Annotated in this window: 12 protein-coding genes; 6 read left to right on the forward strand and 6 right to left on the reverse strand. The window is 55.2% G+C overall.

What is annotated here, in order from left to right:
• Positions 1 to 41 precede the first annotated feature (41 nt).
• Entirely contained in the window at positions 42 to 2,480 is a 2,439-nt protein-coding gene (locus tag OLTU_RS06635) for an endonuclease MutS2 (RefSeq protein WP_141731969.1), read from the reverse strand.
• A gap of 451 nt (positions 2,481 to 2,931) precedes the next feature.
• Here OLTU_RS06635 and OLTU_RS06640 point away from each other — a divergent pair, with 451 nt between their 5' ends.
• From OLTU_RS06640 to OLTU_RS06660, 5 genes are read left to right on the forward strand one after another with little or no spacing between them, the layout of a single operon-like run.
• Positions 2,932 to 3,774 (forward strand): prepilin peptidase, encoded by an 843-nt coding sequence (locus OLTU_RS06640; RefSeq protein ID WP_176736389.1) that lies wholly within the window; start codon positions 2,932 to 2,934, stop codon positions 3,772 to 3,774.
• Positions 3,775 to 3,787: 13 nt separating this feature from the next.
• Entirely contained in the window at positions 3,788 to 4,888 is a 1,101-nt protein-coding gene (locus OLTU_RS06645; protein ID WP_141731971.1) for a GGDEF domain-containing protein, read from the forward strand.
• A complete protein-coding gene (locus OLTU_RS06650) occupies positions 4,873 to 5,397 on the forward strand; it encodes an acyl-CoA thioesterase (protein ID WP_218109885.1) in 525 nt (174 codons plus the stop codon). The genes OLTU_RS06645 and OLTU_RS06650 overlap by 16 nt, the downstream gene beginning before the upstream one ends.
• A complete protein-coding gene (locus tag OLTU_RS06655) occupies positions 5,394 to 6,677 on the forward strand; it encodes a lipoprotein N-acyltransferase Lnb domain-containing protein (RefSeq protein WP_141731972.1) in 1,284 nt (427 codons plus the stop codon). Before OLTU_RS06650 ends, OLTU_RS06655 begins: the two co-directional genes overlap by 4 nt.
• 12 nt (positions 6,678 to 6,689) lie before the next feature.
• Positions 6,690 to 7,412, forward strand: coding sequence for a hypothetical protein (locus OLTU_RS06660; RefSeq protein WP_141731973.1), 723 nt, complete (start codon positions 6,690 to 6,692; stop codon positions 7,410 to 7,412).
• On the opposite strand, the gene OLTU_RS06665 is transcribed toward OLTU_RS06660, so the two are convergent.
• The 5 genes from OLTU_RS06665 to OLTU_RS06680 all read right to left on the reverse strand — a co-directional run bounded on the left by OLTU_RS06665 (position 7,404) and on the right by OLTU_RS06680 (position 12,950).
• Positions 7,404 to 8,576 (reverse strand): tetratricopeptide repeat protein, encoded by a 1,173-nt coding sequence (locus OLTU_RS06665; RefSeq protein ID WP_176736390.1) that lies wholly within the window; start codon positions 8,574 to 8,576, stop codon positions 7,404 to 7,406. The genes OLTU_RS06660 and OLTU_RS06665 overlap by 9 nt on opposite strands.
• A 49-nt stretch (positions 8,577 to 8,625) precedes the next feature.
• Positions 8,626 to 8,820 (reverse strand): hypothetical protein, encoded by a 195-nt coding sequence (locus OLTU_RS31795; protein ID WP_176736391.1) that lies wholly within the window; start codon positions 8,818 to 8,820, stop codon positions 8,626 to 8,628.
• Between the two features lie 92 nt (positions 8,821 to 8,912).
• On the reverse strand, positions 8,913 to 9,740 hold the full coding sequence (locus OLTU_RS33345; protein WP_141731975.1) for a peptidylprolyl isomerase: 828 nt from the start codon (positions 9,738 to 9,740) through the stop codon (positions 8,913 to 8,915).
• Between the two features lie 116 nt (positions 9,741 to 9,856).
• The gene (locus OLTU_RS06675; RefSeq protein ID WP_141731976.1) at positions 9,857 to 10,681 is read right to left on the reverse strand and encodes a GNAT family N-acetyltransferase; all 825 of its coding nucleotides are present in this window, start codon (positions 10,679 to 10,681) and stop codon (positions 9,857 to 9,859) included.
• Between the two features lie 160 nt (positions 10,682 to 10,841).
• Positions 10,842 to 12,950 carry a V-type H(+)-translocating pyrophosphatase gene (locus OLTU_RS06680; RefSeq protein ID WP_218109886.1) on the reverse strand — a complete coding sequence of 703 codons (2,109 nt, stop codon included), beginning with the start codon at positions 12,948 to 12,950 and terminating at the stop codon, positions 10,842 to 10,844.
• 292 nt (positions 12,951 to 13,242) lie between these two features.
• Between OLTU_RS06680 and OLTU_RS06685 the strand changes: the two genes are divergently transcribed.
• Positions 13,243 to 14,142, forward strand: coding sequence for a hypothetical protein (locus OLTU_RS06685; RefSeq protein ID WP_141731977.1), 900 nt, complete (start codon positions 13,243 to 13,245; stop codon positions 14,140 to 14,142).
• The last annotated feature ends 82 nt before the right edge of the window (positions 14,143 to 14,224 follow it).

Raw genomic sequence — 14,224 nt, forward strand, 5'->3', positions numbered from 1 at the left:
CCATAATTTCCGCAAATTTCACCACTGCGACTTTGCAGTTCTTAGTGGCGCAATTGAACCACCGTGACTCCATCGCCGCCTTCCTCAGGCTCTCCAGGGCGGAAGTCCAAAGCGTATGGCGCATCCTTGGTCAGGGCTTTGCGCAAACCGCGCTTGAGCGTATCGGTCCCATGGCCGTGGATCAGAATCACCCAGTTTTCACCACGCAAAACAGCCTTGTCGATAAAACTCCAGGTCCGATCCAGAGCGGTATCCGTGTCCATTCCGCGCAAATCCAGACTGTTGGTGGGCGTCGGAATCACCAGTCCTATCTGGGACTTATCGGGCGTTGCGGCCGGTCCGCGCGGCCGCGTGGTTTTTTTCGCTTCGGTCGGCTCCACGAGCACGCGCAGGTCCTGGATCGATGGACGCAGTTTCAAAAGTCCCGCAGTCACTTCGAGTGTGGGTTGCACCTTGCTGACGACCGCTTCCTTGCCCATCGAGACGATGTAAACCCGACTGCCGCTGCTCAGCTGATTGATGTCGGCCGGTATACCCGGAAGCTCAACGGATGAACGGAATTCACTGGCCAGCCGGTCGAGACCCGTACTGAGTTCACGACCCAGGCCTTCGGCGCGTTTCTGTCTGTCCTTCAGGGCTTCACGGATGGCATCGGGGCTCGCGTGCAGTTTTTTCTGTTCCTGAACCGTTTGCTTGATCTCGTCCAGAATTTCATTGTAGCTGCGTTTGAGATCATCGATCTGATCCTCATAACGGGCTTTGATCTTGGCTGAGATATCCGCCTTGGCGTTGGCGAGTGCGGCTCGCTCCTGCTCCCAACGGAATTTCTGACTTTCCATTTCGATCTTGAGCTGCTCGTATTTTTTCTTTTCGCGTTCCGCCTCTTCACGCAGAGTCTGCCAGGATTCCAGAATCTGGTCCATCGCGCTGCTTGACCGACCGCGCAAATCCTTGGCACGTTCGATGACATGCTTCGGCAGACCGATGTGTTCCGCGACCTCGATACCATAGGACTGGCCGGGCAGGTCGAGCATGAGTTTGTAGGTCGGCTGCAGATTCTTCGTGGAAAATTCCATCGAACCGTTGCGGAAACGATGATCATTGACCGCGAGGCTCTTGAGGTTATCAAAGTGCGTGGTCACGATATTGATCGTTCGGCGATTGACCAGTTCCTCCAGCACGGCCTGGCCGATGGCGCAACCGGTTTGCGGTTCCGTACCGACAGCCAGCTCATCGAGGAGCACGAGGTCGTCGGGCCTTGAGTTTTGCAGGATGGGTTTGAGACCCATCAGGTGGCCCGAAAAGGTGGAAAGGTTGGCGCTCAGGTTTTGCGCGTCGCCGATTTCCACGAAGATATTGCTGAAGAGATAAAGTTCGGAATGTTCATCGCAGGGGACAAGCAGCCGGGACTTCGCCATGAGGTGCAAAAGGCCGACGGTTTTCAGCACCACCGTTTTACCACCGGCGTTCGGACCTGAGACGATGAGCGAGATCTGATTGTCTTCGAGCGTGACCGTGTTGGCCACTGCCTTGGTCCCTTCCTGCAGGACCAGAAGCGGATGACGGGCAAAGGACAGGCGCAGACCTGGATCCTTTCTTAGTATGGCCTGACCCGCATCGAGGCGCACGGCAAGGCCACCTTCGGCGGAGAGGACGTCGAGTTCAATCAACGCTTCATAATTGACGGTCAGGATATCGAGCTCGGCCGCCACCTGCGCGCTGAGTTCCTTGAAAATGCGGAGTATTTCGATCTTCTCCGCGGATTCCAGTTCCAAAAGGCCGTCGTTCAGCGGTCGAATTTCGGACAGCTCGATGTACAGAGTCTGACCGCTGTCCGAGCTATCGTGAATGTAACCCTTCACGCGGCCGCGTCCATCGAGGCGAACGGGCACCACATAGCGGTCGGAGCGCACCGTGAAGAATTTATCCTGGATGTAAGTTTCCAGTTGCTGGTCGGTGAGCAGCTGCCGAATCATCTGCTCAATCTTTTTTCGCATCGAAAGTTTTTGGGCGCGAATTCTTTGCAGTTCGGGTGAGGCATCGTCGAGCAATTCCCCATCCGGTGAGATGGTTTTTTCGATGGTTCGCGCCAGTTTGGGTAGGGGATGGATGGTCCGGTGAAAGCGTTGCAGCGTGCGGCAACGGTCCATCCGATCGGCCGCGAACTGATGCACGTTGCGGACCGTCTGCAGAAGGACGTAGACGCTCCAGAGCATTTCGCCGTCCAGAATCTGGCCGAGCAGCGCGCCGCGGAAGATGGGCCGCATCTCAGGCAACTCGCCAATGGGCGGCCGATAGCCGGAACGGAGAAGGTCACGCAGGGGCAGCACGTCCTGCCAGCGTTTTTCTATATCATCAGCTGCAAAGCTAGGCTTCAGCCGCAGACAGGCGTCACGCCCTTCCAGCGTCTGGGCTTCCTGAGCCAGATGCTCAAGAAGCTGGGGCCATTGCAGTTTCTCAAGGGTCAACTCTTGGATCATCGACAGTAAACTCCTCAGAGGGAAATAGACGGGCCACGAGGCCGGTCCCTTCCCTTATAATAATTTTCCAGGGTTTTTGAGAGCGAATATGAAGGAGAAGGCCCATCATATTGGCTCCTCAGGGGGAACAAGCCTGCTATGCATGGGTTGTTCCTGGATTTTGTTTCCCGACGGGGCCTTTCTTTTCTGGCGGCCATTTTCGTCCCCAGGGAAATTTCATGGCCTCCTTCACACGATGTCACCGGCATGGCTAACATCGTCCCTGGCAACCCGCGTGAGATCAAGCTCATAAAAGCTTCTGATGGTCCTGATGTCCCTGGGCTCCGCGTCCAGGGAAAGGTTGGAACCAAGGCTCCGCTTTAATAATTTTATAATTTGCGGCGGAGAGACTATAATGGACGCGGCCAGCAAGTTGACAGGCACCGTCGTCTCCCACTCCCAAGGAAGGCCTATGCTGCGATTGTTCTTCGAAGTGTCCGCGCATCTCCAAAGCCCGCTGACCTGGCTCTTTTTGATACTCGGTGCCATGATGGGCAGCTTCTACAACGTGTGCATCTATCGCATCCCGCGCAAGATTTTTTTTGCCGAGGCCCGGTCCGTCTGCCCGAGCTGTGGGCAACCTATTCCTTTCTGGCATAATATCCCCATCATCTCGTGGCTCGTCCTGCGTGGCAAGGCGCGCTGCTGCGGAGCCCGGATTCCAGTGCAGTATTTCCTGGTGGAACTTTTTACAGCCCTGCTCTTTCCCATCGTGTACTGGCTCTTTCCTTTTGTGATCAGCTGGGAAACGGGACTGGTGGTTGATTCCGAGGAAATGATGCGCTGCTTTCATGCCTTGGCCTTCACTTCACTTCTTCTCATCTGCTCGGTGATTGACTTTGAACATCAGATCATTCCCGATGTTCTCAGTCTCTCCATGCTGGCCGCCACGCCTTTGGTCGTCTACCTCCATCCGGATCTGGATTGGAAGAGCGCGCTGATCGGTGTGATCCTGGGTGGTGGCATCCTTTATACCGTGGCCTGGCTTTATTTTTTAATTCGTCGTGATTATGGTTTGGGCATGGGGGATGTCAAGCTTCTGGCTGCGATTGGGGGCTGGCTTGGTTATCAATCGATCCTCACCACAATTTTTTGGGGTTCGATCCTCGGCTCATTCGTCGGTCTTGGTGTTATAATCGTCAGAAGGAAGATGGATCTGAAAACACGTTTACCCTTCGGCCCTTTTCTCTCGATTGCGGCCGCAAGTTATCTGCTGTTCGGTCAGTATTTATCGGAGTATCTCATTACCTTCTAATCGGAGATCTCGAGTGGCGATCAAACCCAAATCGATCCGACGCTTTACCGTCAGTCCCGGCAGTTCGGAAGAGGTTTTCACGCAGATGGTCGCGGGATGTGAAGCCCTTTGGCGGGAGACCCACCTGGAAAGCATGGTGAAGCGCACCATGAAACTCCTGCAGAATAACTTCGGCATCTCGGATTTGAGTTTGCTTAAACTGCATGGAAACGGCGACGGTTTGTGGGGCGAACGCGTTCCCCTGCGCCTCAAGACCAGTCATGAGTGGACCAAGGCGCAGCTCGATGCGATCGTGGAACAATTCAAACAGATCGCTCTGCAGGAAGCGGATTATGCCTCGGGCATCAACCACCTCGAAACCGGTGGGCTCAGCCTTTGCTTTGCCATGCTCGGTGATTCCGCCAATGAATGGTATGCCCTGATCTGGAGCGAACCCCGGCTGGACGGCGAGCCGAATCAGGAGAGAAAATACAGCTCCGACCTCGCCCTGGATTTCATGATCAAGCAGCTGCAGACGACCTGCCGCTGGCTCACGCGGTTTTCCGAAACCCAGACCCTTCTGCATCTGGATGACCTCACCGGCCTCTATAATCACCGGTATCTGGAGCAGTCCATCGAGCGTGAGATCAAACGCGCGCAACGCTATGATTCGGCCTTTTGCCTGCTCTTCATCGACCTCGATGATTTCAAGCCCATTAATGACAAATACGGACATCTGGCCGGAAGTCAGGTGCTGCGTGAGGTGGCCCAGATTCTGAAGAGCACCCTGCGCGATGTGGACCTTGTCTTCCGCTACGGTGGCGACGAGTTCGTCATTCTGCTAATTGAATCCGACGCCCGCAATGGCCTGAAAACCGCCCAGCGTATTCGCGAACGCATCCAGTACACCGGCTTTTCCGTAGGGGGCGGGGCCACGGCGCATGTGACGGCATCGATCGGCGTCGCTGCATTTCCCGAACATGCCCAGGAAAAAGATCGATTGCTGGCCCTGGCCGATGAATGTATGTACGAGAGTAAGCGGCATGGCAAGAACCAGGTGGTTCTGGTCGGCAACCCGGTCCTGGGGGTGCCGCCGCGGGAGATGAAGGAAAAAGATTCATGGGAAACAAATTGAAGCTGGAATCCGGTCGTTCGCCGCGTGAAAGCGAAGCGATTATGACCGAAATGGTCCTGCCGCAACATACCAATGCCATCGGCACTGTCTTCGGCGGGGTGGTGATGTCATGGGTGGATATCGCCGCCGCAATCTGTGCGGAAAGGCACTGCCATCGGCAGGTCGTGACAGCTTCCGTGGATGCTTTGAGTTTTCTGGCCCCCATCAAACTCGGCTGGATCGTGACGCTCAAATCGTCGGTGAATTTCGTATGGAAAACCAGCTGCGAGGTGGGGGTGAAAGTCACCGCCGAAAATCCGCGGACCGGGGAATCCTTTCATACCGCCACCGCTTATGTGACGATGGTGGCTCTGGACAGCAACGGCCGTCCGACCCTGATGCCGCCCGTCCTGCCCGAAACCGACGAACAGAAGCGCCGCCACGAGGAAGCCAAGGCCCGACGGTTCTCGCGTCTGGAATTGAAAAAGCAGAATGAAGAACGGCAAAAGCGGAGCGGGGAGCAGGAATGAATCGACTCGCGCGGATACTGCTTCTCTGCCTTGGGCTCTGGACGTCGCTGCAGGGCCGGGCCGTGGCCAACAATTTTTCCCAGATGCCGGCGGATCTGGATCAGGTTGATATTTATCTGCATACGGTCGATGTCGGCAACCTGATCTATAACAACTTTGGTCATACTGCCCTCAGGGTGCATGATAAGGTGTCCGGCCGGGATCTGGTCTTCAACTGGGGCATCTTTACCTTTCAGAATCCCATCATCTTCGGTCTGCAGTTTTACAAGGGGATTCTGAATTATCAGCTCGGCATTTATTCCTATCGAGCGGCCATGCATTCCTATGAGGTGGAAAGGCGGAAGGTGTGGGAGGATAAGATCCATCTGACCCGCGAACAAAAGCAGAAGCTCCTGGAACGCTTGATCTGGAACAGCAAACCGGAAAACCGGACCTACTCCTATCACTATTTCTTTGATAACTGCTCGACGCGCATCCGCGATTATCTGGATGAGGCGATGGGCAACACGATCAAGGCCGAAACCGAGCTGAAATATGCCCCGCAAACCTTTCGCGATATGGTGAATGAAGGTTACTCCTATACCCCGGGCATGGACCTCTTTTTGGATATTGCGATGAACAGCAATATCGATCGACTGATGACCATTTGGGAGCGGATGTTCCATCCCCTGCATATGCGCGATGTTTACTTGGGGACGGAGAATGAAGGCCAGCCGATGCTGAGTGAACCCAAGGTTCTGGCGGATTTCACAAGGCCGGAGTCCTATCCGGGCCTGAGCTATATCCTGGTCTTTCTGGGTTTTGGTGTGCCTCTCTCCCTGCTCGGTATTGCGTTTTTCATGCGTCACAAGCTGATTCGTTTCCTGCCGCTCATCTATCGCATCTTTGCCCTCGTGAGTCTGCCTCTTCTGGCCTTTGGGGCTCTGGTCGGTTTTCTGATGCCGGTGACCTGGGTGGTGTCGGATCATCTGGATCTGCATCACAATGCGAATATGCTCTTATTCTGGCCGTTTGATGCGATTCTGCTGGTCTGGGCCTGTGCGATCCTGGTGCAGGGCCGGGGCTGGCAGCTGCCGGTCAAAGGCACGCTTTTCCTGAGGCGCTATGTGCTGGCGCATATGATCGGCACCCTTTTGATGCCGGTCCTGCGCCTGCTCGGTTTGATCCAGCAGGATGTGGACCGGGTGATTGTCTGGGTGCTGCCGCCTTATATGGTGATCCTCTTTTTGCTCTGGCGGGTGGGAACGGAAGTGAAAGTTCAATTGACCCAAAGCTCATAACGGGATGTGCCCATGACGGATGAGCCCCTGATCATCGATCCCAGTGCCCGCTTTGTGGAGCAGCAGCAGGAGGATCTGGTCGACTTCATCTTTCGCCTGACGGGCGATCGCAGCCGCGCGGCTGTGATGGCTCGGGAAGTGTGTCGGCAGATGAAGGATGAATTGCACTCGCAGATGGACGAGCCCCAGATCCGGGCCCGTCTGTTTCAGCTCGCCTATGAATTCAACGAAGAGGCGATGCGGCCCATCGCCCGTGATTTTCTGGAGACCTGGTACCGTTTCCAGCACAAGGATCCCAAAACCGTGGCCAAGGCCTATCGCTGGGAAATCAAGCTGCTGGAATTCGGCCATCATGCGACGCAGCTGCTGCTTCTGCGCTATCGCTATGGTTTTTCCCTGCCGGCCACGGCCTTTATCGTCTATCGCGAGGAAGTGGATGTGCATGCGGAGCTGGAGATTCTGGATGAGCTGGTTCGCAAGGAAGGCAGTCTGGATTACAAGGATCTGGCCGAGCTGCCCCGTTATGGTTTTCTCGAAACCCCCGAGCCGCAGACCACGGCTCTCAGCCATATCATGAATCAACTGCGGCCCCGCCCGCGCTGGTGGGCGCAGCTGGCCATGGTGCTGGCCTTTGCCATGGTGGCCGTTTTCTTCTGGCTTCTGCATGAGTATGTAGGTTTCACCCAGCTCTGGCGCCTTTTGCGCAGCCAGTTTTTGGGTGATGGATCAGGCTGATTTCGCTTCCAGTTTGCTCAGGGCATTCGCAGCTTTTTCAAAGTCAGGTTTGAGCTCCAGAGCCTTGCGAAACGCGGTGATGGCGTTCGGTTTGTCATGCAGCTTGTGGTAGGCAAGCCCCATATTAAAGTACAGAGCATAGACATAGGGATGCTCGCCGCCGATGATCTGGATGCATTTCTGATACATGGCGATGGCTGCGTTGATATCGTTGACGTGGGACAGTCGCACGCCCTCATTGTTGAGGAGCTGGACGAGTTCCTTTTGATCATGCGTACCCTGAAGTTGCTGCATGGCGGTATCGTAATCGCCTTCCTGAATGGCAACCTTGGCCAGGACTTCGCTGGCGTCCTTGCGTTCCTTGTCGAGTCCTTGCAGACGGGTCATCGCATCCTTGGCCTCTTCCAGATTCCCAATCTCAAAGTTGGACAGACCGGCATTGGCCAGGAGTTCGATGTTCAAAGGATTCAGCCGGGTCAGCTCATTCATAAGTTCTGCAGCCTTGGTGAAATCCTTTTCCAGCATATAGGTCTGGGCCAGCCGCTGGGCCGCCGCGGATGATTTGGGGTTGACCTTCTGCGCCGCATCATAGTAGCGACGGGCTTCCACGGGATGCTGGAGTCTGGTTTCCACGTCCCCGAGGAGCAGCAGAAGTTTTTCCGTGGGACCATGGGTCCGCAGGTTTTTGATGGCGAGTTCCTGTGCCATTTCCATAAGGCCGGAATTCATCGCGGCATGGGCCTCGCGGTATTCCTGCTCGGATGGAGTCATATGAACTTCACTCTGCCACAGATGGGCCAGTTTCTGATGGGTGCGGTCGGTGGAAAAGGGTTTGGTCAGGACATGATGGATATTGTTTTCGTTCAGAACCAGCATGATGTCAGGCGTCAGCGCATCAACCAGAAAGAGATGCGGTTCAATCCCATAATTTCCGGTGGACCGCAGGGTTTGGATCATCGTGAGGCCGGTCAGATCCGGAAAATCATGATGCGTGATGAACAGATCAAACATATTGCGCTTGGCGACTTCCAGGGTCACACGGGGGCTGCTAAAGATCTGGATCTGTTCAAAGCCACAGGCACGTGCCACGTGACTCAGCATGTCGCCTTCATCCTTCGTGCGGGATGTAATGGCGACTTTGACGGATTTTTCCTTGGCAGCCACAATCCACTCCCCTTCTGCAAGTGTCGAACCTTCTGGTGTCATGATTCGCCTATTTCTTCGAGGCGTCGTAGACCAGACCACTGTCATTTCCCCAAATCTCGACCTTATAGGCCAATTCACTGCCTTCCTTGACGCCTTCCGGAAGGACGCTGGGGTCAGCGGTGTAGCTGCTGCCGTCGGCGTCCTGGACGCGAGCGAAGCGGCTGTATTCATTGGGTAGGCTCAGGACGGTTCCAATGCGCATAGTGAACTCCTCTCAATGCAGAGCACGATCGGAGTCCTAGGGGACATACTTTAAAAAAGAAGAAAGAGAGCTGGAATTACAGGGTCTTGGAATTACGGAGCGACTTCCGCGAACTGGAACTGTTCCATCGCAAATTTGTTATTCTTCACGTTACCGATGAGCACGATCTGCAGGTTTTTCTGCTTGCTGAAATCAGCCTTGTAGTAAATTTGCGCCTGCGTTCCGCGCGAACGGGAATCGACCAGATTCAGTGATTGGAAGCGGCCATAGTCCTCGACCTCGGCAATTTTCTTGAGCAGTTTGGTGGCATAATCGCTGGTCATTTTTTTCAGATCGTCACCAGTCATCTGCTTGATCTTTTTGACTTCAACCGGCTTGAAATTACCGATGATCTCCACGCCCAGGATCTTGATATCCTTCTGCGGTTTGGAGCCATTGGTTTTGACGCCGACAATGGCATTCACCACATCCATGCCCGCGGTCACTTCACCGAAGATGGAGTGCTTGTTGTCGAGATGCGGCGTGGGTGCCACGGTGATGAAGAACTGGCTGCCGTTGGTATCCGGACCGGAATTGGCCATGGACAGGATTCCGGCTTTATCGTGTTTCAGATCTTTATGGAATTCATCAGGGAAGGTATAGCCGGGGCCACCGGTGCCGTCGCCTTTGGGGTCGCCGGTCTGGATCATGAAGCCTGGGATCACCCGGTGAAAGATAATGCCGTTGTAAAAGCCCTGCTTCGCAAGGTTGTAAAAGTTCGAGACGGTCTGCGGAACCTTGTCGGCAAAGAGTTTGATTTCGATGTCACCTTGCGAGGTCTTGATTTTGGCTTTCAGGTCCTGTTTGGTTTCCTGAGCCTGCGCCATCGGGGTAAAAAATAAGGTGAGCCATGCACATAGTGAAATGAGGCGACGGGACATACACGCTCCTAATCAATCATACCAGCTGGGGATGGTACCATAAAATCGTGCTCCCTCCTAGCTGGTCTTCCATTGAGGCGGACGCGACCTTATCCCAAGCGACCTTGAAGAAGGCTCTAAAAGGTTTTGGAAATGCAGACCATTTCAAAGCCCAGCTTTTGATAGAGGCGATTGGAGCAGGGATTGGTTTGATCGGCATAAAGAAAGATCTGCTGCATGGACGGATTCTGAAAAATGTGGCGACAGAGATATTCGACGGTGAGTCCGGCATAATCATGACCACGAAATCGGGTCGGTGTGTACACGTAGGAGAGACAGCGCCCATGAAAGAGGCGGCGGGTGATGGCGGCGATGGAGAGGAGCTGCTCGCCCTGCAATAGGCCGAAGAATTCCTGCCTTCCAAAACGATGTCGAGCCTCCTCTTCATCCACCTTCTGCTGCAGGGCATCCAGCATGAAACCCTGAATATACCGACCGATCTGTTTATTAAATCGCAGCAGGGCTTCAAAGCGCACGTCCGATGGCAAGGGCTTCTGCCGCAGCTGATGGGGAGCCAGCTGATAAAGCCAGGTGGTGAGCAGGGGCACATCGCGAACGCCGAGCGAGCGGGCGGACCTTTCCCAGCTGTCACACTGATCCTCATGACAGGTGAGCACCCAGGAGCCTGGAAAGCGCCGGTGGATAGCGGCCACCTGTGCGGCATCGAGTTGAAAGTCGGGATGATAGACGAGGGCGACCTCGCGGGGAGCCTGCACCATGATCTGCAGGATGTGGCCATCGGTATGGCGAAGGACCCAGGCATTGGCATCGGCAACGGGCTGGTAAGGGTCTTCAGCCAGACCTAAAAGGCCGATCACGCGATTATTGCAGAGAAGGCGCGGCATGATCCAGGAGCCGTAATCCCGAAGAAGGGTCGTCGGTGGTATGTTCTGCCAGTGCATGATACTCGTCTTTGGTTCATCATGCCGTTATCTTATCAAGTGAAAGCCCCCACCCAAAAGAGGGCGGGGGCTTTCGTCCTGATTTATCAGAATTGGGCGGACGGTTGGGGGCCGGGATCATCCCTGCGGCCGTTCAGGATCACCGCTACGGCCCGTCATCTCATTTCAAGCCGAACATCTTCAGGATCACTCCACCGTGCTGCACAAAGAAGGGAGCGAAGACCAGGCTGAGAATTGCCATCAATTTCATCAGAATGTTGATCGAAGGACCGGAGGTATCCTTGAACGGGTCACCCACGGTATCACCGACCACGGCCGCCTTGTGGGCGTCGGAGCCTTTGCCACCGAGCTTGCCCGTTTCGATGAATTTCTTCGCATTGTCCCAGCCGCCGCCCGAGTTGGAGGCCGACAAAGCCATCACCAGACCCGACACCAGTGAACCGGCCAGAACACCCGCCAGGGCTTCGGTGCCAAAGATGTAACCAACAACCAGCGGGGTGGCGAGAACCAGAACACCGGGAGCAATCATTTGCTTGATGGCCGCTTCCGTGGAAATGGCCACGCAGGTTTTATAGTCAGGACGATCCTTGCCGGTCAGGATTCCTGGTTTTTCCCGGAACTGACGACGGACTTCATCGATCATGGAATAGGCGGCAATACCCACACCCTTCATCGTCTGAGCGGTGAAAAGGAAGGGCAGCACGCCGCCGATCAAAAGACCGGCGAACACCAGCGGCGACAGCATGTCCAGCGTATGCATGTTGGAACGCACGAGGAAGGCGGAGAAGAGAGCCAGTGCGGTCAGAACCGCGGAACCGATCGCAAAGCCTTTGCCGATCGCAGCGGTGGTATTGCCAGCGGCATCGAGAAGGTCGGTGCGGCGGCGGACTTCAGGACCGAGTTCCGACATTTCCGCGATACCACCGGCGTTATCGGAAACCGGACCATAGGCGTCGATGGTCAGACCGGTGGCGATGGTCGAGATCATGCCCAGAGCGGCGATGGCGATACCGTACATGCCGGCGAGGGTCCAGGAGACATAAACCGTGACGGCGATCGCGATGACCGGAATCACCGAAGACTTATAGCCGAGAGCCAGACCGTAGATAATGTTGGTGGCCGGACCGGATTGCGAGGCATCCGCGACTTCACGCACAGGCTTGTAAGCGTGCGAGGTATAGAACTCGGTCACGATTCCGATCAAAAGTCCTGCCCAAAGACCGGACAGCAGCGAAACCAGAACACCGGTGTTGGTGATGATCTTGCCATGGATCTCGAAAACATCCACCATGGCGGCCTTGGTCACGAAGATCATGACGATCGACATCAGGACGGTGGAAATCCACAGCTGCTTTTTCAAAGCCGGTTCCGCCGAGGTCGCGTCCGACTTCAAACGGGCGAACAGAGCGGTGAACAAACAGACAGGAATACCCACGGCGGAAATAATAATCGGATAGTAGAGGGCGCTGTCGGAGCCAACGATCGCTGCGGACGTGGCACCGATCAGGAGCGCCGCGCAGGTGGCTTCGGCACAGGAACCGAAAAGGTCAGCGCCCATACCGGCGATGTCACCGACGTTATCACCGACGTTGTCAGCGATTACGGCAGGGTTGCGTGGATCATCTTCAGGAATGCCCTGCTCGACTTTGCCGACGAGGTCAGCGCCGACATCCGCAGCTTTCGTGTAAATCCCGCCACCGACGCGGCCGAAAAGAGCGACGCATGATCCACCGAGGCCAAAGCCGGCGACCATTTCCATCAACAGTTCCTGCTCTTCGATGAATTGCCCGAAGATCAGACAGATCGACATCAAACCCAAAAGGGCGAGACCAACCAAACCAAAGCCCATCACAGAGCCGGATTCAAATGCGACTTTAAACGCTTCCGACAGACCTTTACGGGCACGGATCGTCGTGCGCACGTTGCCCAGGGTCGCGATCTTCATTCCAAGAAACGCCGACACGCTGGAGGTCAAGGCGCCGAGCAGAAAGGCCACGGCACTGAACACGCCCTCATGGATTTCCGTCTCGGCATTGTTCAGAAGGAGAACCATCAGAACGGCGAAGGCAGCGACAAAGCCCGCAACATAGCGGTACTCGCGCGAAAGAAACGCCATGGCCCCTTCGGCGATAGCACCCGAGATTTCATTGAATTTGGCAACCTGCTGCGCATTGTCGCCTTCGATGGGAACGGAACGTACGCGCTGGGCGTAAAATGCGGCGGTTAACATAGCCAGGACCGCGGACCCGTAAATCAAAGTAACTACCAAAACCGACCTCCTGTGCTGCAACAAAGAAAAGGCTTAGCGCGGACTCTTACATTTATGAGGGACAAGGAGAGACTTTTATGCCCAGCCTGGACGCAAGAGGCAAGATGAAATTGCCAAGGACCATGCGCTTTCTGTGGGTCTTGTCACAACTCGGCCACGAGGCGCGCCTTCTGGAAGGTTTTTGCCTTGTTAATTTCGCGTAATAACAGCGCTAAGATGGAATTTTTTGAAGTCTTGCCAAAGTCTGCCGATCATTCAGCTGGTGCGGATACGTACGTCCTGGAGGAATGGAATGGTGGACCTTCGCAAATCTTACCTCTTGTCCCTTTTGCTGATGACAGCCTGGACCCCTTCACTCCAGGCGCAGGGCAAACGCGTCGTCACATATATCGAGGATGTCCAGGAGGAACGGAGATCCACCCGCTGGACCTTGACGGAATGGCTGCGCATCAAAGAGCGCATGAAGATGATGGACGTTTGGCTCGCCATGTTCTCTGACCCCAGGAAGGATAAGTTCGCACCGGAACTCAGTCTGCAGTATGGCCAAAGTCACGGATCAAGTCAGATCACCTACGGGGATGCCGCGGATTTCAGCGACAGCACCTGGGCGCGTCGGGAAACCGATCACAAAAAAGAGCAGGGGCATTTGCAGTTCTGGTTTACCAACCTCGTTTCCGCGACCACCGGTCTGCGCACGCTCGATATTGATCTGGGTCTTGAAGCCGGTTTCATCAATCGCTTCATGGTGGAGCAGCAGACGCTGGAACCCGCCGCGCTTCCCGCCCTCACCACCGCCACGGATAAAATCCAGTACAGTGGTGTCAACCTGCGGCTGTTCGGTGCCAACGAGCAGGATTCGTTTCTGGTCGGTAAAATAGGCAAGTTCAATCGCAGCTCAGGCTTGACGGATTCCCCCTTCGCCAGCACGAGTGGCAGCTATTACGGTGGAGAAATGGCGCTTTATTTCCTGAGTTTCCTGGGGGCCGAAGGTGAGTACCTTGCGTTCAAGCCGCAGGTCAGCGAGGACGCGAAAGCCAAGGCCTCGCACCTGGATTACGGCGCCTTTCTGGAAATCTACAACGTGCGCTTCATCTATGGCGTATACGATCATACCTGGACTGAGGAGAAGGAAGGCCAGCGTCTGGACAGTCGTGAACGCGGCCGCATGCTCACAGTCCGCCTTTATTTTTAGGCTTTTTGCCTCATGGGTTTTCCTTTTGACCTCGAACCTCAAAGCGTTTAGCCTGGAGGTTCATGCTTTCATTTTCTTCCTT

This window comes from Oligoflexus tunisiensis (assembly GCF_001748245.1).
Taxonomy (GTDB): domain Bacteria; phylum Bdellovibrionota_B; class Oligoflexia; order Oligoflexales; family Oligoflexaceae; genus Oligoflexus; species Oligoflexus tunisiensis.